The sequence below is a fragment of the Alteromonas gracilis genome, assembly GCF_002993325.1.
Lineage (GTDB): Bacteria > Pseudomonadota > Gammaproteobacteria > Enterobacterales > Alteromonadaceae > Alteromonas > Alteromonas gracilis.
This window is the reverse complement of record NZ_PVNO01000026.1, coordinates 198,319-219,572: the sequence shown is the minus strand read 5'-3', so window position 1 is coordinate 219,572 and position 21,254 is coordinate 198,319. Positions and strand designations below refer to the sequence as shown.

Annotated in this window: 21 protein-coding genes; all 21 read right to left on the bottom strand. The window is 45.7% G+C overall.

The window, feature by feature from the left end; translation table 11 throughout:
• Positions 1-7: 7 nt before the first annotated feature.
• The gene (locus tag C6Y39_RS12815; protein ID WP_105931651.1) at positions 8-733 is read right to left on the bottom strand and encodes a choice-of-anchor E domain-containing protein; all 726 of its coding nucleotides are present in this window, start codon (positions 731-733) and stop codon (positions 8-10) included.
• Positions 734-1,165: 432 nt separating this feature from the next.
• Positions 1,166-2,611: a ribosome biogenesis GTPase Der gene (gene der / locus C6Y39_RS12810; RefSeq protein ID WP_105931650.1), complete on the bottom strand. Its 1,446-nt coding sequence runs from the start codon at positions 2,609-2,611 to the stop codon at positions 1,166-1,168.
• 296 nt (positions 2,612-2,907) lie between these two features.
• Entirely contained in the window at positions 2,908-3,033 is a 126-nt protein-coding gene (locus C6Y39_RS18970) for a hypothetical protein (protein ID WP_276309297.1), read from the bottom strand.
• Positions 3,034-3,184: 151 nt separating this feature from the next.
• Positions 3,185-4,444, bottom strand: a complete 1,260-nt coding sequence (bamB, locus tag C6Y39_RS12805) for an outer membrane protein assembly factor BamB (RefSeq protein ID WP_105931649.1) — start codon at positions 4,442-4,444, stop codon at positions 3,185-3,187.
• A gap of 46 nt (positions 4,445-4,490) precedes the next feature.
• On the bottom strand, positions 4,491-5,111 hold the full coding sequence (locus tag C6Y39_RS12800; RefSeq protein ID WP_105931648.1) for a YfgM family protein: 621 nt from the start codon (positions 5,109-5,111) through the stop codon (positions 4,491-4,493).
• 12 nt (positions 5,112-5,123) lie between these two features.
• Positions 5,124-6,407: a histidine--tRNA ligase gene (hisS, locus tag C6Y39_RS12795; protein ID WP_105931647.1), complete on the bottom strand. Its 1,284-nt coding sequence runs from the start codon at positions 6,405-6,407 to the stop codon at positions 5,124-5,126.
• A gap of 82 nt (positions 6,408-6,489) precedes the next feature.
• The gene (ispG, locus tag C6Y39_RS12790; protein ID WP_105931646.1) at positions 6,490-7,608 is read right to left on the bottom strand and encodes a flavodoxin-dependent (E)-4-hydroxy-3-methylbut-2-enyl-diphosphate synthase; all 1,119 of its coding nucleotides are present in this window, start codon (positions 7,606-7,608) and stop codon (positions 6,490-6,492) included.
• Between the two features lie 8 nt (positions 7,609-7,616).
• Entirely contained in the window at positions 7,617-8,651 is a 1,035-nt protein-coding gene (locus tag C6Y39_RS12785; RefSeq protein ID WP_105931645.1) for a RodZ domain-containing protein, read from the bottom strand.
• A 6-nt stretch (positions 8,652-8,657) separates the two neighbouring features.
• A complete protein-coding gene (gene pilW / locus C6Y39_RS12780) occupies positions 8,658-9,848 on the bottom strand; it encodes a type IV pilus biogenesis/stability protein PilW (RefSeq protein WP_105931644.1) in 1,191 nt (396 codons plus the stop codon).
• A gap of 24 nt (positions 9,849-9,872) precedes the next feature.
• Complete coding sequence (gene rlmN / locus C6Y39_RS12775) at positions 9,873-10,991, bottom strand: dual-specificity RNA methyltransferase RlmN (RefSeq protein ID WP_105931643.1); 1,119 nt, start codon at positions 10,989-10,991, stop codon at positions 9,873-9,875.
• Positions 10,992-11,301: 310 nt separating this feature from the next.
• A complete protein-coding gene (gene ndk, locus C6Y39_RS12770) occupies positions 11,302-11,733 on the bottom strand; it encodes a nucleoside-diphosphate kinase (RefSeq protein ID WP_012519000.1) in 432 nt (143 codons plus the stop codon).
• Positions 11,734-12,047: 314 nt separating this feature from the next.
• Complete coding sequence (locus C6Y39_RS12765) at positions 12,048-12,458, bottom strand: SufE family protein (protein WP_105931642.1); 411 nt, start codon at positions 12,456-12,458, stop codon at positions 12,048-12,050.
• Positions 12,459-12,518: 60 nt separating this feature from the next.
• Positions 12,519-13,052 (bottom strand): putative Fe-S cluster assembly protein SufT, encoded by a 534-nt coding sequence (sufT, locus tag C6Y39_RS12760; protein ID WP_105931641.1) that lies wholly within the window; start codon positions 13,050-13,052, stop codon positions 12,519-12,521.
• A gap of 50 nt (positions 13,053-13,102) precedes the next feature.
• Positions 13,103-13,459: a HesB/IscA family protein gene (locus C6Y39_RS12755; RefSeq protein WP_105931640.1), complete on the bottom strand. Its 357-nt coding sequence runs from the start codon at positions 13,457-13,459 to the stop codon at positions 13,103-13,105.
• 9 nt (positions 13,460-13,468) lie between these two features.
• Entirely contained in the window at positions 13,469-14,686 is a 1,218-nt protein-coding gene (locus tag C6Y39_RS12750; RefSeq protein WP_105931639.1) for an aminotransferase class V-fold PLP-dependent enzyme, read from the bottom strand.
• On the bottom strand, positions 14,683-15,939 hold the full coding sequence (sufD, locus tag C6Y39_RS12745; RefSeq protein WP_105931638.1) for a Fe-S cluster assembly protein SufD: 1,257 nt from the start codon (positions 15,937-15,939) through the stop codon (positions 14,683-14,685). Before sufD ends, C6Y39_RS12750 begins: the two co-directional genes overlap by 4 nt.
• Positions 15,936-16,697 carry a Fe-S cluster assembly ATPase SufC gene (gene sufC / locus C6Y39_RS12740; RefSeq protein WP_105931637.1) on the bottom strand — a complete coding sequence of 254 codons (762 nt, stop codon included), beginning with the start codon at positions 16,695-16,697 and terminating at the stop codon, positions 15,936-15,938. Before sufC ends, sufD begins: the two co-directional genes overlap by 4 nt.
• Positions 16,698-16,700: 3 nt before the next feature.
• Positions 16,701-18,137, bottom strand: coding sequence for a Fe-S cluster assembly protein SufB (gene sufB, locus C6Y39_RS12735; protein WP_105931636.1), 1,437 nt, complete (start codon positions 18,135-18,137; stop codon positions 16,701-16,703).
• A gap of 339 nt (positions 18,138-18,476) precedes the next feature.
• Entirely contained in the window at positions 18,477-19,643 is a 1,167-nt protein-coding gene (locus tag C6Y39_RS12730) for an IscS subfamily cysteine desulfurase (protein WP_105931635.1), read from the bottom strand.
• Positions 19,644-19,661: 18 nt separating this feature from the next.
• Positions 19,662-20,147 (bottom strand): Fe-S cluster assembly transcriptional regulator IscR, encoded by a 486-nt coding sequence (gene iscR / locus C6Y39_RS12725; protein ID WP_105931634.1) that lies wholly within the window; start codon positions 20,145-20,147, stop codon positions 19,662-19,664.
• A 174-nt stretch (positions 20,148-20,321) separates the two neighbouring features.
• Positions 20,322-21,230 carry an alpha/beta fold hydrolase gene (locus C6Y39_RS12720; protein WP_105931633.1) on the bottom strand — a complete coding sequence of 303 codons (909 nt, stop codon included), beginning with the start codon at positions 21,228-21,230 and terminating at the stop codon, positions 20,322-20,324.
• Positions 21,231-21,254: the final 24 nt, after the last annotated feature.

Sequence of the window (21,254 nt, the reverse complement as noted above, 5' to 3'; positions counted from 1 at the left end):
ATCCCACTCATTTTTTGGCAGTTTTTCTTCTATTTGCTAGCAGAAATAAAAGACCTGCACCAAAAAGGCTAAATGCTGCGGGCTCTGAAACATTTGTGGCTGAAGGGGCATAGTCGAACTCTACGAATACTTTACCCCAAGAACCCGTTGAGAATTCATTAGTAAAACTACCCGACCCCCCATCAACTTGGTTGAAAAGGTTCGTTCTTGCATCAGTTGAGAATAAAAACTCGATTGGCGTTCCAGACAGAAACGCTGACAAGTCAACATTGTTTAACATACCCGATCGCTCGCCTGTAGTAACATCGAACTCAAACTCAGCAGAATCTTGGCCTGGAATCATTGTAAAAGTTCCCTCTGGAGAGCTTTGTGCTGAAACGAGAGGATTAACGAAATTTGCATTCTCAAATATAAATGTGTCAGCGACGCTACTGGAAACTTGCCAGTTGGATGCTAAAAAGATGTTCACATCGGTGCGTCCGGCTTCTGTACTTCCGTTAACTGATCTACCTTCACTGTCTATTTGGCCGTAAACCGTAATATTAACAGCGTTTAATGTGCCAAGCGTTTGATCGAATGAATCGATAAATATACTTTCCGATAGGGGTGAAACTTCTGCCACATCGAAAGGACTTCCTTGCTCACCGAACGACACTTCTTGTGTAATAATTGCTGCTTTTAATGGCATTGTAGTCGCTGCGACAATGGCAGCGGCAATAATTCGCTTTTTCATAAATTAATCCTGCTCATGTAATTAGAATTCTCCCTACAGACGTTGGGCATAATGCATTTGCAAGAAGGGAACCAAAGATCAATTTATGCGCAATGCCGCATACGGTAAGGGTTAACAGAATTTAATATTTATGAAAGAAATTAGTAAATGCTTTAAAAAGGAAAATATTACATTTCATTTGTAATAATGACCAACTGGTAACAACTTGGCACGTCTGATGCAATTGAATTTAAATAACGCTCGAAACTGGTGTTCGTGATAAGAAAAACGAATGATACGAATTATTCGAAGCGTAATGTAAAGCCCACTGTTGAGCATCGTGAGCTTTTTAAATATATCATTATTGATATTTGATAATCTGTCTCTAACGCCTTTCGACAAGAATATTAAGAGGCCGCTACGCCATGAAGCGCAGCTTTTTACTAAACATCTCTATTTTTTATCTTTATAGTAAGACATCATGCGTCGGCGTTTACGCTGCTGCGCCAAGGTTAAATTGGCTTTTTTACCTTCAAATGGGTTAGCACCCTCTCTGAATTCTATCTTGATTGGCGTGCCCATTATTTCGAGTGCTTTTCTAAAGTAATTCATCAAAAAGCGTTTGTAAGAGCTTGGTAAGTCGTCAACTTGGTTGCCATGAATAACAATCACAGGAGGGTTGTACCCGCCAGCGTGGGCGTATTTCATTTTCACTCGACGACCGCGCACAAGAGGAGGTTGATGGTCATCTTGCGCCATTTCCATAATCTGCGTCAGTAATGCGGTATTGATACGCTTAGTAGCGCTTGAGTAAGCCTCTTGAACTGATTCAAACAAATTGCCAACACCAGAGCCATGCAGTGCAGAAATAAAGTGAATACGGGCAAAGTCAATAAAGCCTAGACGACGATCCATCTCACGTTTGATATCGTCTTTTACATCCGTACTCAATCCATCCCATTTATTCACGGCTACCACCAGTGAACGGCCCGAATTAAGCACAAAGCCCAGTAGGCTTAAGTCCTGGTCAGTAATCCCTTCTCGGGCATCAATGACTAATAGAACCACATTGGCCTCTTCAATGGCCTGTAGGGTTTTTACTATTGAAAATTTCTCTACCGCTTCGCTAATTTTTCTGCGTTTTCTCACCCCAGCGGTATCGATGAGAATGTACTCTCTCTCGTCGCGCTCCATAGGAATATAAACGCTGTCACGCGTCGTACCTGGCATATCGTATACAACAACGCGCTCTTCACCGAGAATACGATTTGTGAGCGTAGACTTACCCACGTTTGGCTTGCCTACTATAGCAAGCTTGATGGGAAGTTCTTGCAAGCGCTGACGCTGGGTTTCCGCATCTTCTTCTTCCTCTGGCTCTTCATCGATAATCTCCATGTCAGGAAAATCAACTTCCAAAGGTTTCAGCGCATCTTGCAATAGTTGGCTTATGCCGCGTCCATGTGCAGCTGCAATTTGCTTTATGGCACCTAATCCAAGTGAATAAAACTCAGCACTCTCACTATCGCCATCAATGCCGTCAACTTTGTTAGCTACAACGAATACCTTTTTATTTATGCGTCGAAGGTGGTCAGCTATGCCTTGGTCTGCTGGCAATAAACCCGCTCGCGCATCCACTAAAAAAAGTACAACATCAGCTTCTTCTATGGCTAAAAGTGACTGCTGGGCCATTTCAGCATCAATGCCCTCTTCATCGCCCGTAATACCGCCGGTATCCACTACGATAAACTGGCGCTTTTCAAATTTCGCTTGGCCATATTTACGGTCGCGAGTAAGGCCCGGGTAATCAGCAACAAGTGCATCACGGGTATTTGTAAGGCGATTAAACAAGGTTGACTTGCCTACATTTGGGCGGCCAACCAAAGCAACAACGGGTAACATTTATCAGATCCTAAGGGTCATGAAAGCTAAAAAAAGCACAAGCCATGCACACCAAATATCACAAACTAGGTTTAAGAGAATGATTCTCCAACATGTGGTGTTTTAGATGAGGCTTTCGAGAATGGGCGCATTATACCTTGTTCACAACCTAATACCAATGCAGTTCTGGGAGACTTAATACCAGTCCGCATAGATAATTACCCACTCAGCGAGAATTAAAACGTTCGTAATCGCGGCGTGTTACCGCAGGTATAGTGGTCCTACATCAAGGTGACACAACAAAGAGTACGGACATTTTAAACTCGCCCTTCGGGAAGGTCTGGCAAGCTTCCTAGCTTCATTCTGGGAATTTGAAAGGGAATGGCCATTCCTGCATTCCCACGCTTCGCTAGGAAACTTGCCAGCGCCTTCTGAGTGGACACTTATCTATGCGGACTGGTATGACACATTGCCCTAACAAAATGAATTAGGTGATCGAAAGCTGTGAATATATTGGTGTAGACAATAAGAAAAGGCGTTTCGAATATCATCCGAAACGCCCCTATTTAACTCGGTTTTTAAGCAGTAATTTTTCTAATTCGGTATGCGTACAGACACTACAACACCATTTCGCGTTACCGCAACTACACTGTCATCTACTTTAAGAGGCGCAGCAAAAATAGCGTCGTCTTCGTCATCGCCCCCCACATCTAAGCGAGCAACAACTTCACCGGTTTCTTGCTCAATCCAATGAAGGAAACCCCAGTTATCGCCAACCACAATGTGGTCACCCACAGGCGTAGCAGCCGTTAACGAACGTTTCTTAAGTAATCCTTGAGACCATAGTTCTACACCATTGCGTCTGTCGAGGGCGTAAACGTTAGAGTTGTTATCAACAACAAAAATTTTGTTCCCCTCGATAGTCAGATTGCGAAATGATGCATATTCACGTTTCCAAATAACGCGACCTGAACGAAGTTCGACTGCAGCAAGTGTACCGTTGTACGACACGGTAAAAATGGTGCCGCCAAACAATACTGGTGTGGTATCGATATCGACGATACGCTCTAGCTCTGTTGCACCAGAAGGCGTCGCTATTACGGTTTCCCATGCAAGCACACCTGTTTCGATAAGGTTTACCTGAATTTTTCCAGTTGGCGTTCCTACAATAGCACCACCGTTAGATGCGATGGGACCTGAAATGCCGCGAAGGGTCAACGGAGGAGTGTCGCCTTCATGTCTCCAAAGCTGTTCGCCAGTGCGTGTGTTAAAACCGAAAAGGCTGCCTGCACCAGTGTTAACCACTAAAATGCCTTCATCGGCTGCTGGCGCTGCTAAGATTTCGCCGGGAACTGTGGCTTCCCAAACAAGCTCACCGCTTTCTGCGTCCATTGCCGCTACGTAACCATTTTCAGTGCCAATGAATACATGTCTGTCAGCAACAGCAATACCACCAATACGCGCAGTTTCTCCGCTGCGCCATAGCTTGGTTACCGCGCTCATCATGCCTTCAGAACGGAATTGAGCGAAGTCCTTTTGCCACAACACTTTGCCAGATTCTGGTTCCATCGCCACGACAACACCATGACGGTCTGCCGCGTAGAGTTTGTCATAAGCGTAAACCGGACGAAGACGCGAAAAGTAATGGTCAACACCGTCTCCAATATCACGATCCCAGACTACCTGTGGAGAGAACTTAGCTTCAATAGGCTTTAAACGGCGAATCTCTAATTCTTCGTCATCTGCAAACCAATCAGAAATGGTTGAACAGCCTGACATTGTGATAGACACCGCGAGTGCCATACCTATCGTGCGAGCAAATCGACCTTTACGGCCACACGTGTTGTGAAACAAATTGCGTACCTCTTTATTATTTACACCAGCCCAATGGGACTATCGCTTACTGAGCTGCAGATACCGAAAGGTTATCTAGCTTCATTTGCAAAAGCGGATTGTTGGCATTTTTTTCTAACGCATTTGAATAAGCTAATCGCGCATCGTCAAACTTGCCTTGTTTCTGATACACGTCGCCTTTTAGTTCAGAAACTTCTGCTGAAAATGCGTCGTTCGTTACATTGCTAAGCGTAGACAACGCCGCGTCCAGCTGGTTCATTTCAATTTGCACGCGAGCTAAACGAAGTGACGCAAGTACCTTTAATTCATCGTTTTCAGCAAAGGTAACAACGCTGTTTAAATGCGAAGCCGCTGCGTCTAAATCACCCGCATCTACCGCTTGCTTAGCCGCTAGTAGGCCCGCAATACTCGCATAGCCACTGTCTTTATTCTCTTCAATAAACGCATTAACTTTTGCATCGCTGCCTTCGGTGCCAAAAGTCTCAACGGCATTTTGATATGCAACAGATGCTGCTTCTTTGCTTTCTATTTGCGCATCTGAGTAATAACGCCAGCCCCAAAGGCCGCCTAACCCGAGTGCAGCACCAACAATGATTGCAGTACCGTGTTCTTTCCAAAAGCGCTTGATCGCTTCTACTTGTTGTTCTTCTGTTGCGAACTGTTCCATAGTGTCCTCTTTTTATTGTGCGCTCAGCATTTCTGCAACCTTATCAGATAAGGCATCAAAGCTAACTGTAACTTGTTCTTGACCGTCGCGTAGCGGTTTCACCCCTACTTCGCGAGACTGCATTTCGTCAGTACCTAAAAGCAGCGCCAAACGTGCACCTGTTTTATCTGCACGCTTTAATTGTTTTTTAAAGTTGCCGCCGCCACAGTGCATCATAATGCGCACGTTTGGAAGCCGATTGCGAAGGTGTTCAGCAACCTCTATGGCATAAGACTGTGCATCATCGCCCATTGCCGTAACGTAAACGTCAGCAAAGCTTGAATCTTGGCCTTCTTCTGTAAGCGTAGTCAGCAACAGTACCAAACGTTCGATACCCATGGCAAAGCCAACCGCTGGTGTTGCCTTACCGCCTAACTGTTCAACCAAACCATCGTAGCGACCACCTGCACATACGGTGCCTTGGGCGCCTAAGCTATCGGTAACCCATTCGAACACAGTACGGTTGTAGTAATCTAGTCCGCGTACTAAACGAGGGTTTACTTCAAATTCAATGCCCGCTTGCGTTAAGCGCGCGCAAAGCGTTTCAAAGTGAACTTTAGATTCTTCATCCAGGTGATCGATAAGGGCTGGCGCATCGGCAATAGCCGCTTGAACATCTGGGTTCTTAGAATCAAGCACGCGAAGCGGGTTAGTTTCTAGTCGGCGTAATGAGTCTTCATCTAGTTGATCAGCTCTTTCTTTTAAGAACTCCACTAGCGTATCGCGATAGGCCGCTCGCGCTTCGTTTGAGCCTAGGGTATTTATTTGCAGTTTTACATGCTGCTCAATACCGAACGCTTTCCAAAAACGTGCGCTAAGTAGAATAACTTCTAGGTCGATGTCCGGGCCATCCATGCCATAGGTTTCCACACCAAACTGGTGGAATTGGCGGTAGCGACCTTTTTGTGGACGTTCGTGGCGGAACATCGGCCCCATGTACCACAAACGCTGTTGTTGGTTATACAATAAGCCGTGTTCGTTACCTGCACGCACGCAGCTTGCTGTACCTTCTGGACGAAGCGTCAAGCTGTCGCCATTTCTATCTTCGAAGGTATACATCTCCTTTTCAACGATATCGGTTACTTCGCCGATGGAACGCTTGAATAAGTCGGTGCTTTCAACGATGGGAGTACGTATTTCTTGGTAACCGTAACTCGCCACCACTTGACGAAGTACAGATTCTACCTTTTGCCACGTACCGGAAATCTCCGGTAGGCAGTCATTCATGCCTCGAATTGCCTGAATAGTCTTAGCCACGTGAAATTCTCATACTGCTATATAGTGAAAAGCCCCGCATTATAGGGGCTTTAGGAATAAACAACAATGAACAAAAAATCTCTTAGTCTTTTACCGAGACCTGTATTTTATTTTGCTCACTTATACGCGATGCTTTTGCGCGTATCTTAGCTTCAAGTTTGTCGACCAAATCGTCATTAGGAAGGCGTTCTTTTACACGTTTGCCGTCTTCGTAAAGGCCGCTCATGTTGCGCGCACCGGTAAGGCCTAAATCAGACACTTCCGCTTCACCTGGACCATTAACCACACAACCTATGATAGACACATCCATTGGAGTAAGGATGTCTTCCAGTCTTTGTTCAAGGGCATTCACTGTTCCGATTACGTCAAACTCCTGTCTTGAGCAACTCGGGCACGCAATGAAATTGATCCCACGCGAGCGAATGCGCAGTGACTTCAATATATCAAAGCCAACTTTTATTTCTTCTACTGGGTCAGCTGCAAGAGACACGCGAATAGTATCGCCTATACCCTCAGCCAATAGCATGCCTAGCCCTACCGCACTTTTGACTGCGCCCGCCCGTTGACCGCCAGCTTCAGTAATGCCTAAATGAAGAGGTTGATCAATTTTTTGCGCCAACAAACGGTATGCTCCTACAGCAAGAAACACATCCGAGGCTTTAACACTTACCTTGAACTGATCGAAGTTAAGCTTGTCGAGAATATCAACGTGACGCATGGCAGATTCAACAAGTGCTTCAGGCGTAGGTTCGCCATACTTTTCTTGTAAATCTTTCTCTAGAGAACCGCCGTTTACACCAATGCGAATAGGAATATTTTTATCTTTCGCACAATCAACAACAGAACGCACCCGTTCCATGTTACCGATATTACCAGGGTTTATACGCAAGCAATCCACACCGTATTCTGCCACTTTGAGCGCAATACGATAATCGAAGTGAATGTCAGCCACGAGTGGCACACTTACCTGCTTTTTAATTTCTTTGAACGCTTCAGCCGCTTCCATGGTGGGAACAGATACGCGAACGATCTCACCACCTACGGCAACAATGCGATTAATTTGATCAACAGTCGCCGCCACGTCAGTGGTGCGAGTATTTGTCATAGACTGAACAGCAATGGGAGCACCATCGCCAATGGGAACGTTACCTACATTAATACGCGTAGACTTTCTGCGTTTAATAGGACTATCTGCAAACATCTGATTACCTATAAAGGAAGTGCGAACCGAGCTGTTTTACCGTTCTGGTATGAAGAAATATCAACAGTCTCGCCGTTAACTGATACACGCACATTATCCGGTGCGCCGAGCGTAACTTCAACAGGAGGAACCCCCTGAATTTCCATCACACGCCCTTTTTGCTTAACCCCGTAGGCAATTGCTTCACCGGACGCGTCTTTTATATTGACCCAGCAATCGTCAACGAAAGTAAAAACCATAGAAATGGGCGCTGTATTACTTTCTGCGGCAATGTCAAGATTAGGCTCAGATTGGCTATTGCTGCTTACTAATGCCGTTAGGTTATTGCTTTCGTTGATGTCCGTATCAGGGGCTGAAATGGCCCCCTCATTTATACTACCGTCTTGCGCAAATTCATCACTTTCTTCATCAATAACTGGCTCATTAATTGACGAAGCGTTTGAATTCAACAAATCGTTATTTATAGAGGTGGATGATGCAGGGTCACTTGATAAATCACTGCCACCCAGCTGAGTTCCATTCGATGCACCACCCTCAGATGTGATAGGTGTATTAGCCGCCTCTCGTTTAACTGCTTCAGTGAGCGGAACGTCTGAAACCGCCTCATCATTTGGCTGCTGATACCACCACATAACTACACCAGCAATGATGAGCAGCAAAATAACATAGGTGACCATCATCCAGCGGTCATCGTGTGTCTGTTTAGCGACACGTTTTGAAAAACTTTGAAGTTTTTCTGAAGATGGGACCGATGTTTGATTGTGATACCGTTCAAATGCCTCAATGACTTCGTGAGAATTCATGCCTAATTGTTTGGCATAGTTTCTTACGTATCCCTTCGTAAACGTTACAGATGACTTTTCGTCAATGACATCGTTTTCTAAATCATTGATTTGTTTTGATTTTAAGAAAAGCTTATCAGCAATATCCTGTTGAGATAAACCCAACTTCTCTCGGCGTGCTTTTAGCATTGCCCCAGGGCTTGGCGTTTTTTCTTCTTGTTGCGAAATGACTTCTTGATTCGCGTTTTCTTCTGACACCATTAAACCTTATTCCTCCTGCATATTAGGTGGTACTAACCAAAGCTTCTGACCAGCAATAATAGCGCCAGTATTCTCTAGGTTATTCCACTTCTGCAGTGTCGCCATTCTGATATTGTGCAGTAAAGAAATACGATATAAGTTTTCACCATCTTTTACTACATGGAATTTATTACTTTGGGCAGATAATTCGGTGTTTTGGTTTATTTCATTGTCCAACCCGTCGTTCACTTCAGGCGTTTCTTCATTACTGTAAAGTGTAGCCTGTTGATTCGGTTCACTTTCACCGCTACTCGATTCAGCCTTCAACGTTTGCGCTAGACGCTTTTCCTCTGTTTTATCTCCTTCTACCAAACTTGAACCTTGACCATCACTTGGTTCAGCTTTGGCAGATTTCACCGTTCTGACCACTTTACTTTGCATCGTTTTTCGTTCGGCTAGATAGCGCTGGGTTAATTCGCTCTCGGGATAGACGGCAATCATCATATCACCGTATTCATTAGCAGCTTGGTAATCGCCCTTACCTTTCGCAACTTCATACGCTAGCCATAAATAGTCTGGAGATACTCTGGCTACCCGCTCATATTTACGTAAAGAAGACTCGGCTAGATCCCACTGCTGTGTAATAGTGTACAACTCACTTAACAAGAAAAGGGATTTGCCCCGCGCCGGCTGATGATTGAGCGCCTCTTGAAGGTAACCAATCGCGTCTTCTAATTCGCCTTGGCTTTGTGCACACAGCGCAAGGTTTTCGTAGGTTTGGGCCGCATTTGCATAAAGGCGGTTATTTATGGCTTTAAAGAAATAACGCTTTGCGTCGTCATAATCGCCGTTTTGGCATTTAAACGCACCATAGCTATTGGCAATGTCACCATTATCAGGGGCTATGTCGATAGCGGTTTGATAGAACTCTTCGGCACGGCGGTTATCGCCAACCAGCTGGTAATAATAGGCCATAGCAAATTGAACGTCCGCAGAACGAGGATTGAACTCTAACGCCTTGTCTAAGTTCTTTTTTGCTTGCGTATAGTTATTATTTTTAAGGTAGGTGAGGCCCAGAGATGTGCGTGTTCTTGCCGCTTCCTCGTGGTCGAAATTACCACCGTACAAGCCAGACTGGCTGTTACTTACACAGCCTGTCGCTAATAAAACCGCACTTAATAAACCAATGCGAAGTGAAGTGCGCAATCCTGCAACCATATTCTTACCCTAATATCTTAATGATTATTGGGCTATTTTTACTGAAATTGCCTCGCCCTTCATCTGTTTTTTTAACATTCTTTTCGTTCTGTCCACTACATCGCCTACTAATTGACCGCATGCAGCGTCGATATCATCACCTCGGGTTTTACGGACTACGGTGGTAAACCCATATTCCATAAGCACTTTAGCAAACCTATCGATGCGAGAATTGCTTGAACAGGTGTATGGAGAACCAGGGTATGGATTGAAAGGTATTAAGTTTATTTTACTAGGTGTATCTTTCAATACCTTTGCCAGCTGATGAGCTTGTTCAGTGCTATCGTTGATGTTCGAAAGCATTACGTATTCAACCGTCACACGACCTTGGTTCGCTTTAGACTTGGCAAGGTAACGTCTCACACCCGCTAAGAATGCCTCAATGTTGTACTTTTTATTAACAGGTACAATTTCGTTACGCAACTCGTCCGTTGGCGCATGTAGCGAGATAGCAAGCGCAACGTCAATTTGATCGCCAAGCATATCAAGGGCTGGTACAACACCAGAGGTACTTAACGTAACACGGCGTTTTGATAAACCAAAGCCAAAGTCGTCTAACATGATATCCATTGCTGGCACCACGTTTTTAAGATTTAACAGCGGCTCGCCCATTCCCATCATCACAACATTCGTAATTGGACGCTTGCTTGTATCCTTAGAAAGGCCAAGGAAGGTCGCAACGCGCCATACCTGACCGATAATTTCGCTTACACTGAGGTTACGGTTAAATCCCTGCTGGGCCGTTGAACAGAAAGTACACTCAAGGGCACAACCCACTTGTGAAGAAACGCACAAGGTTGCGCGGTCGGTCTCTGGGATCCAAACCGACTCAACCTCTTGACCACCTTCTAAGGTAAGCGCGAATTTAATAGTTCCATCGCTAGCTTCTTGAAAGTATGCAATTTCTGGGGCTTTAATTTCGCAATTTTCGATGAGCATCGCGCGAAGGTTTTTATTGAGGTTACTCATTTCTTCAAAATCGCTTACTCCGTGCTGGTAAATCCATTTCATTACCTGATCGGCACGAAATGGTTTCTCGCCCATTTCTTTAAAGAAACTGCGCAAGCCTTCGCGATTTAGATTTAATAAGTTAGTTTTTGCCATGAATACGATGACCCTTGTACCTTCGAGGGATACCCCTCTTACTGCTAAAAATGGTGTAAAAATCAGGCAACACGAATGTCGCTAGAACGGCGAATGGCTGCTGATTAAAATTTGCGCGGATTTTACCACAGATGAGATTTGAGAAAAAGCCGATTTAACGCAGAGTATCGTTAAGTTTCGCTATACTTGAAACGCCCGATTTAGCTTACCTGCATGAGAAACATGCAGAGCACATAAAACGCACATTTCCTCTTTTTCAGCGCAAAAAAAACGAGGCGCTGTAGCCTCGTTTCTTTCTACTTACGTAATCTTAGCGAGTACGTGGGCAGATTTCTTCTTCAGAGAAGAAGTATGCGATTTCACGCGCTGCTGATTCTGGAGCGTCAGAACCGTGAACTGCGTTTTCGTCGATTGACGCAGCGTAGTCAGAGCGAAGTGTACCTGCAGCTGCATCAGCTGGGTTCGTTGCGCCCATGATTTCACGGTTAGCTAGAACAGCGTTTTCGCCTTCTAGTACTTGAACCATAACTGGACCAGACGTCATGAAGTCTACAAGTGCGCCGAAGAAAGGACGCTCTTTGTGTTCTGCATAGAAGCCTTCTGCTTGCTCTTTGCTCATGTGGATCATCTTAGATGCCACGATGCGAAGACCTGCAGATTCGAAACGGTTGTAAATTGCACCGATAACGTTTTTAGCTACCGCATCAGGCTTGATAATCGAAAAAGTACGCTCAAGAGCCATGTTCTCTCTCCAAACAATTAGTGTATGTATCTTTAAAATTTTGGCCGCGAATTATAGGCAATTAATAACGGCTTGACCAGCGCCTTTTTAAAACAGGCGTAACGTGTTGTTTTTATTAGGATGTATCGTCAGATTAGCGCATTACCCATGACAATTTGATGACAGTGTATACTTTATTTTGCAATGGCAGATATGTAATAGCCATAATATCTGCCCTAAACAAAGAACCACGATGGAATAACAAAACGCCTATTCGGCTAAGTGTCTCAAGTAATTAACTCGTATGTAGCTAAGGCGTCAACAACTGTGAAGTACTAAGCGTTCGCTTTTGCTAGCTCTTGAATCTTTCCAACTATTGCCCGCAAACCATTACCCCTTGTTGGGGTGATATGGCGCTCTAAATCTAACGCTTCAAAGTAGCCGTCGATATCAAACGCTAGAATATCCTTCGGCGTTTTTTCGTTGTAGGCGGCAAGTACTAACGCAAGTAGGCCTTGAACGATAACGGCATCGCTGTCTACGTCAAAGTTGATTTTATTGCCATCATAAGACTCAACCAACCAGACACTGCTCTGACAGCCTTTAACTAGGCGCTCTGGTGTTTTTGCATCTTCAGGTAAACCCGGAATAGATTTGCCTAAGTCAATGATGTACTGATAACGCTGTTCCCAATCATCGAAGAACGCTAAATCATCAATAATTTCGTCACTGCTAGGTAGTTGCATTGCTATTTCCGTAATTTTGTAAAAAAGAAAATGAGTCGGGCGGTAAGTTAACTTAACCGCTTAAAAGAATAAACCCGCTTCAAGCTGAGCTTCTTCGCTCATCATATCGCGTGACCATGCAGGGTCGAAGACGAGTTCCACGTTTACATTCTTAACGTGTGGCACCATAGCAACTCGATACTCAACGTCACCAACCAATACCGGTCCCATGCCACACCCGGGTGCAGTAAGCGTCATATCGATATTTACAGCGCCTGATGCCTGGTCTATCACCACTTTATAAATGAGACCAAGAGACACGAGGTTTATCGGAATCTCGGGATCATAAATAGTTTCTAAAGCGTCCCACACCTGCTGTTCGCTGATGTTTCCATCTTCGGGGGCGTCAAAGCTCAGCGTCATGGCTTTGCGGCCAATTGCACCAGCATCTGTGCCATCAATACGGTACATATTACCGCGCCACGTTACCGTATAGTTACCACCGAGTTCTTGGGTGATATTCACAAACTCGCCCTCAGGGATCACGGTAGGGTTACCCGCAGGAACTAAGCGCGCTTTACAGTCGCGCTCGGTGGTCACCATTTTTTGCTTCATAAACTACTTAGTACTCTTTGTTCTACTGTTGATGGTCTTCATCGCGGCGCTTAGCCTACGTTAAAGCTCTCACCACACCCGCACTCATCAACCACGTTAGGGTTGTTATATTTAATAACGCCGTTTACGCCTTCCGTCACGTAATCAATTTCGGTGTTACGCAAAAGGTCTGTTGCATCTGCAGCAACTGCCACATTCACAATAGGCGAGATTTCCACTATCTCATCACCCGCCTGCGCACAATCAGCAAAATCAAGCACGTATGCATAACCCGTACAGCCGCTGACTTTTGTTGATAAACGAATTAACTGACCAGGTTTGTCTTTAAGCTTACTTTCGAAATGCTTAACGGCACTGTCAGTTAGCGTAATGAGCTTTGTACTAGGTACGAAAGTTTCAACACTCATAATGCCTCCTTAGGCCAACATCATTTTTGCTTTTTTAAGTGCAGCAAATAGGCTGTCTACTTCTTCAAGCGTGTTATAAATTGAGAACGATGCACGAGCAGTTCCGGGAACACCAAGACGCTTCATTAATGGCTGTGCACAGTTATCGCCTGTACGAATTGCCACACCTTGCCTGTCTAAAATAAACCCAATATCAGCCGGGTGTGCGCCATCAAGTGCGAAGCTTAGGACGCCCACCTTATTAGGGGCCGTTCCTATGATACGCATGCCTTCAAGTGCTTCAGCCTGCTGTGTCGCATAAGCAAGCAGTTTTTGCTCGTGCTCGTGCAAGGCTTTTACATCAAGGCCACTAAACCAATCTACTGCGGCTCCCATGCCGATAGCACCGGCAATGTTAGGCGTGCCTGCTTCCAAACGATTTGGTAAGGCTCCCCATGTAGCTTCATGGTACGTGACATCTTTGATCATTTCGCCGCCAACCTGCCATACCGGCCAGGTTTCTAACACGTCTTTTTTACCCCACAGGCAACCGATGCCCGTTGGGCCAAACAGTTTGTGACCAGAAAAAGCGTAGAAATCGCAGCCGATATCTTGAACATCAACGCCGCCGTGAGCTATGCCCTGAGCGCCATCAACTAAAACCCATGCGCCAACAGCTTTGGCTTTTTGGGTTAGTAATTTGATAGGGTTAACGGTGCCTAGTGCATTAGAAACATGCGGAAAGGCCACCATCTTGGTGTTTTCAGACAGCAATCGATCAAATGCTTCAACATCCAGTTCTCCACTATCGAAGATTGGGACAATGTTAAGCGTTGCGCCCGCACGTCGACAGGCCTGCTGCCAAGTAACCAAGTTGGCGTGATGCTCAAGCTCAGTCACCATTACTTCATCGCCTTCGCTCAAAAGCTGCCCTACTCCATTCGCCACTATGTTAATGGCTTCGGTGGTGCCGGCCGTCCAAATGACTTCTTCGCGAACTGTCGCGTTAATAAACTTAGCTACGCTGGTACGTGCATTTTCATAGCGGCGGGTCGCTTCATCTGAAAGATGATGGGCGCCACGGTGCACGTTCGCATTCGTCCCTGTATAAAAGTCGACAAGCGCATCAATCACAGCCTGAGGCTTTTGAGTCGTCGCTGCATTATCAAGATAGACAAGCGGCTTGCCGTCTACCGTTTTAGATAAAATAGGAAACTGGGCACGAAGTGCTGCAACGTCTAAGCTCATTTAACCTCCATTTGGGAAAAACGCTCACTCAAGATGGGCGCTAGCCATTCACGTACCGCCGCATTGGGCACGTCGTTAATAAGCTCTTGAATAAACCCAAAATTAAGCATGACCAACGCTTTGCTGCGAGAAATCCCGCGGGTTAGCATGTAGTACAGCGCTTCTTCTTCAATCTCGGCAACCGTTGCGCCGTGGGCACATTTAACGTCATCAGCGTAAATTTCAAGCTCTGGCTTCGTATTAATAACGCCACGACGAGACAGCAACAAGTTACGGTTGTTAAGCTCTGCTAACGTTTTCTGTGCATCACGATGAATATGAATACGACCATTAAAGACAGCACGGGCTTTGTCACCTACGATGCCGCGCGCGTTTTCTTCTGTTGTACCGTTTGGCATAGCATGCTCAATGGTTGAGTGAAGATCGAATAACTCGCCCTCAGCCAGAAGATAAATGGCATTCATTTTCGCATCGGCAAATTCGCCAGCGTGATGGATATCAACGTCTAAACGAGATAGCTCACTGCCATACCCCACCATAGTGCTGTTGAGCGTAGTGCGGTTGTGAAGTTTAAAGTGGCTACCACCTAACTGTTTTGCTTTGCCAGTGAACATGGCAAAGCGATAATGCTCTAAATGCGCATCATCAGCTAACTCGTACTCAGCAAACGCGGTCGTTAAGCTTTCGGTATCACCGAAACCTTGTTCAATAACGGTAGCGCGTGCGCCTTCGGCTACTTTAACGACTACGCGGGTATGGGCATCTACATCTTGTGAGGCCATGTTAACGATACGAACCGGCGTATCAATTTTCGCGTTTGCTTCTACGTTTATAAATATACCGTGTTGGCATAATGCATCGTTCACCAAACCAAACATATGACGGGCAGGTTTAACTTGGCCATACACGCTGCTAATGGCCTGCTGTGTTGCGGCATCATCGGTATTAAGTGACGTAATTGTCATGCCAGCTGGTACGTCTAGCGTATTGACCTGTGTAACCAAAACGCCATCAACAAAGATCAAGTCTATAGCATTGAGGTTATCAATAGCCGGTACTGGCAGCATCTCTGCTTGTACAGCTTGTCTGGCTTCACGCTTTTCTACAGGCGTGAGCGGCGTAAAGCGCCAGCTTTCGCTTCTTCGAGCTGGCCAACCATCGGCTTTTAACTGTGCTAAGGCCTGTTGACGCACGGGCGATAAATAGTCGTCGCGCTGCGCTGTATCAATGACCTGTTCTAGCCATTGACTCATGCCTCAGCCTCCTCGTACGCCTTCCCTAGGAATGCGTATCCGCTCTTCTCTACTTCTAGCGCTAATGACGCATCGCCGCTTTTCACAATTTTGCCATCAGCAAGAATGTGTACAAAGTCAGGCTTGATATAGTCAAGAAGACGCTGGTAGTGGGTAACAACGATGAAGCTGCGCTCACCGTCGCGCTGGCTGTTTACGCCATCGGCAACAACCTGCAGGGCGTCAACGTCAAGGCCAGAGTCTGATTCGTCAAGAATACAAAGTTTTGGCTCTAGCAAAATCATCTGCATGATTTCGTTGCGCTTTTTCTCACCACCTGAGAAACCTTCGTTTACACCGCGCTTAAGAAAGTCGAGTGGAAGCTGAACTTGCTTACAGGCCTCTTTCGCCTTTTTAAGGAACTCAGCAGCAGTCAGTGGCGCTTCGCCGCGCTCTTCACGCATAGCGTTTACCGACTCTTTCATAAATTCCATGTTGCTAACGCCAGGAATCTCTACTGGGTATTGAAACGCAAGGAAAAGGCCTTCTCGTGCACGCTCTTCAACATCAAGCTCTAGCAAATCTTTACCGTTAAGGGTCGCTTCACCTTCACTTACTTCATAGCCGTCACGTCCAGAGAGCACGTAACCTAGTGTACTTTTACCGGCACCGTTAGGGCCCATGATAGCGTGTACTTCACCAGGTTTAACTTCAAGGTTAAGACCCTTAATGATGTTTTTCTCTTCCACGCTGGCATGTAAATTCTTGATACTAAGCATTGATTACCCCACTGAACCTTCAAGACTAATTTCGAGCAGTTTGCCGGCTTCTACGGCAAATTCCATTGGCAGCTCTTTGAATACTTCTTTACAGAAACCGTTAACAATCATAGAAACGGCTTTCTCTGTGTCTAGACCGCGTTGCTGACACAAGAATAATTGTTCGTCGCTCACCTTCGATGTTGTTGCTTCGTGCTCAACAATGGCCGAAGGGTTACGGCTTTCGATATAAGGAAACGTGTGTGCGCCACACTTGTCGCCGATAAGTAGCGAGTCGCACTCGGTGAAGTTACGTGCACCGTCTGCGCGCGGGCCCATTTGAACCAGTCCGCGATAAGCATTGTTGCTGTTACCCGCTGAGATACCCTTAGAGATGATGGTCGACCTAGTGTTTTTACCCACGTGGATCATCTTCGTACCGGTATCGGCCTGTTGACGACCGCGTGTTAGCGCTACTGAGTAGAACTCACCCACACTGTTATCGCCTTTAAGTACACAGCTTGGGTACTTCCACGTTACCGCTGAGCCCGTTTCAACCTGCGTCCACGATATTTTCGCGTTGGTATGCGCAATACCGCGTTTCGTTACGAAGTTATAGATACCGCCTTTACCGTTCTCATCACCCGGGTACCAGTTTTGTACCGTTGAGTATTTGATTTGGGCGTCGTCCATCGCAACTAATTCAACCACCGCAGCATGCAGCTGGTTTTCGTCGCGCTGCGGTGCAGTACAACCTTCTAGATAGCTCACGTAGCTGCCTTCGTCGGCAACAATCAACGTACGTTCGAACTGCCCCGTGTTCATTTCGTTAATACGGAAATAAGTAGAAAGCTCCATTGGGCAGCGTGTGCCTTTTGGAATATAAACGAATGAACCGTCTGTAAATACCGCACTGTTTAGCGCAGCGAAGTAGTTATCCGTGCGCGGAACTACTGAGCCAATATATTTCTTAACAAGGTCTGGATATTTGTGAACCGCTTCAGAAATCGGACAGAAGATAACGCCCGCTTCTTCAAGTTTTTCGCGATATGTGGTCACAACAGATACCGAGTCAAATACAGCGTCAACTGCAACACCCGCTAACATTTCTTGTTCGTGTAGCGGTATACCCAGCTTCTCATAGGTACGCAGTAGCTCAGGGTCAACTTCATCTAGCGACTTCGGCTTATCCTTCATACTCTTTGGTGCCGAGTAGTAAGAAATTGATTGATAGTCGATTTTAGGATAGTCAACGTGTGCCCAATCTGGCTCTTCCATTTCGAGCCATGCACGATAAGACTTTAAGCGCCATTCAAGCATCCATTCTGGCTCGTTTTTCATTGCTGATATGCGGCGGATAACCGACTCGTCCAGGCCGCTTTCAAACGTTTCTGATTCGATTTCTGAATAGAAACCCGCATCGTACTTTCTTTCTAACGCCTGTTCGATCTGTTCACTCATGTTGGGATCTCACTTGTTTGCCTGCATTTGCTGCCACTTTGCTTTTCTGACGATTAAATTACCCCACGGTCTTGGTAATTTAAGCACTCACTTTTGTTCGACCTTTAATCTATTAAGCATCTATTCGCTTACCTAAACGGCCGAAACTGCCAGTTACATTGAGGACAGCCTAAAATTTTGGTGCCGTAGTATATAATACCCGACTATTTCACTCAAATATTCAGCCGCTATTTTACAGCGGTAAATACTCTTTTGACGCTACATGTGGCATTTTCGACGCCCCATGGCTATTAATTTTAATTCATAGTCTTCACATGAAGACTCACTCTGAATGGTGATTTACGCGGTAATCGCAGCGCGTAATTTGGTAGTTACGTCAACAACCTTCCTTACTACGTAATCTATGTCATCTTGGGTCGTAAAACGTCCAACGCTAAAACGAATGCCCGCATGGGCAAGTTCGTTGCTTCGGCCGATAGCCTTTAAAACATATGAAGGCTCTAAGCTAGCCGATGTACATGCCGAGCCAGACGATACCGCAATATCGTTCAACCCCATCATTAAGCTTTCACCATCAACACCAGCAAAACTAACATTAAGAATGCCTGCTATACGCTGTGTCGCATGGCCGTTAAGATAAATATCGTCAAGCTGCTGCAAGCCTTGCCAAAGTGAATTTCTAAGCGCGAGTATGCGCGCATTATCATCATCCATCTTCGATACGGCTAAAGAAAGCGCTTCACCCATTCCAACAATTTGATGAGTAGCTAGCGTACCCGAGCGCATGCCCCGCTCGTGTCCGCCACCATGAATTTGTGAAACTAACTTAATCTTAGGACGTCGGCGGACGTAAAGTGCCCCCATTCCTTTCGGGCCATACATCTTGTGAGCCGACATCGACAGCAAATCTATGGGTAACTCCGCCAAATCCATTGCAATTTTACCCACGCTTTGCGCTCCATCCACATGAAAAAGCACATCACGCCCGCGGCAAATATCACCAATAGCTTGAATATCTTGAATTACACCTAGCTCATTATTCACGTGCATAACAGACACTAAAATAGTGTCTTCGCGCAGCGCATTTTCTAGATCTGTTAATTTTATCAGCCCGTCTTCTTGTACGTTAAGATAAGTAACTTCAAAGCCTTGGTTTTCCAGGTACTCGCAAGTGTCTAGGACTGCCTTATGTTCAGTGGCCACGGTAATAATATGCTTACCCTTCTCAGCATATCCCTCGGCTACGCCTTTTATCGCAAGATTATTAGACTCGGTGGCACCTGAGGTAAATACAATTTCTCTTGGGTCACAGTTGAGGGCGTCGCTTATTTGATTTCTTGCGACATCTACCGCTTCTTCTGCCATCCAGCCAAATCGATAGCTACGAGAGGCTGGATTGCCAAAGTTTCCGTCAAGTGTCAGGCACTTTGCCATTGCCTCGGCAACGAGTGGGTCCACCGGTGTGGTTGCCGCGTAGTCTAAATAAATGGGTGTTGATAAAGCCATGGGTTAGTCAAAACCTACTTAAAGTTGAATACTTACTTCAATGTCGCTAGTTATGTGACGCAGGGATGCGTTACTGTCTTGTCGACCAGCCACCTCCTGTACATCCCGCTTTGCCATCAGCTCACCTAATGTGATTGAATTTAAAAACGTAGCGATGCGATCACTTAAATCCTGCCACAAACTATGGGTTAGACAGCGATCGCCGCCTTGACAGTCAGCTTGGCCTTGACAGCGTGTAGCATCGATTGATTCATCCACTGCGCGAATGACTTCACCTATCGCTATCTCGCTGGCTTCACGGCCTAATAAATAACCGCCGCCAGGACCACGAACGCTATCAACTAATTTCTCTTTACGAAGACGAGAAAAAAGCTGTTCTAAATAGGATAAGGAGATTTCTTGTCGTTCTGAAATGTCGGCAAGAGGCACTGGACCGCGCTTTGAATGCAAAGCGACGTCAAGCATCGCGGTAACCGCATAGCGCCCTTTAGAAGTGAGTTTCATTGGATTCTCCCGCCGTTTTATAATGGCGGAAATTTTCACATACCCGACTAAATTGGTCAAGTATAAAACCTAGTAAAATAGTCAAGTATTATTGATACGTGCAATCGGATTTATAAATTAGAAAAAGTAGTTCAGACTCCTTGATATGAACGAACTACTTTAAAAGCGGTCATCTTATTTAGTGTTTAGATGAATGTGGGCGAGAATACTGTCGGCTATCCGATGAGACTGAAGGGTATCAATTTGGTGGCGTAACCCGCGCAGAACCTGATGTTTTGCCCCTGATATTGCTTTGGCTGTAGCGGCCCCGCCACTTGGGTGAACCATGCGATCCACATCACCATGTATCACTAACGTAGGGGCGGTGATCCTCTGAAGCGATGTGGTGCGGTCGCCGGACTTCATAATAGCCCCAATTTGTCTAAACATGGCTTTTGCATCACTTTTTGCGCCATTTCTTTGCCATGCTAGTCGCGCGTATTGATGCCACTGATTAATAGCATCTTCTGCCACACCATCGCCAATATGTGTCATCATAGCGTGGTAGTTTTTAATCGCCTCGCTTTCATTCATCGGCGCTTTTGCTCTGGCCATTCGCCATAGCGTTGAATAAGAGGGCTGCCCTACCCGTCTATTCCCTGTTGTAGAAAAAATCGAGGTTAAAGACTTAACGCTTTCAGGATATTCGCTAGCCAGCGTTTGGGCTATCATTCCACCCATCGACATGCCTACGATATGCGCTTTTTCAACATTTAATGCTGACATGAGCTGCACGGTGTCCTCTGCCATTTTATCTAAACCATAAGCACCTTTGGGGGCTTTACCCCGCAACTGCTGCAATAAACTTGGGTGAGGAGTATTGCTGCGAACAGAGCGACCTGCATCACGATTATCAAAGCAAATTACGTGTAAACCACTTTCAACTAACCGCTCAATAAGGGCTTTCGGCCAATATACTAGCTGTAAACCTAGCCCAGCTATTAAAATTAAGGTGTCGTTATTGCCCGCTCCGTGCTCTGCGTAGCAAAATTTGTCGCCGCATTTAAGCGTTATATACTGTTCATTATGCTGCGCTAAGCTCATATTTACTCTCTTGAAATTTCGACA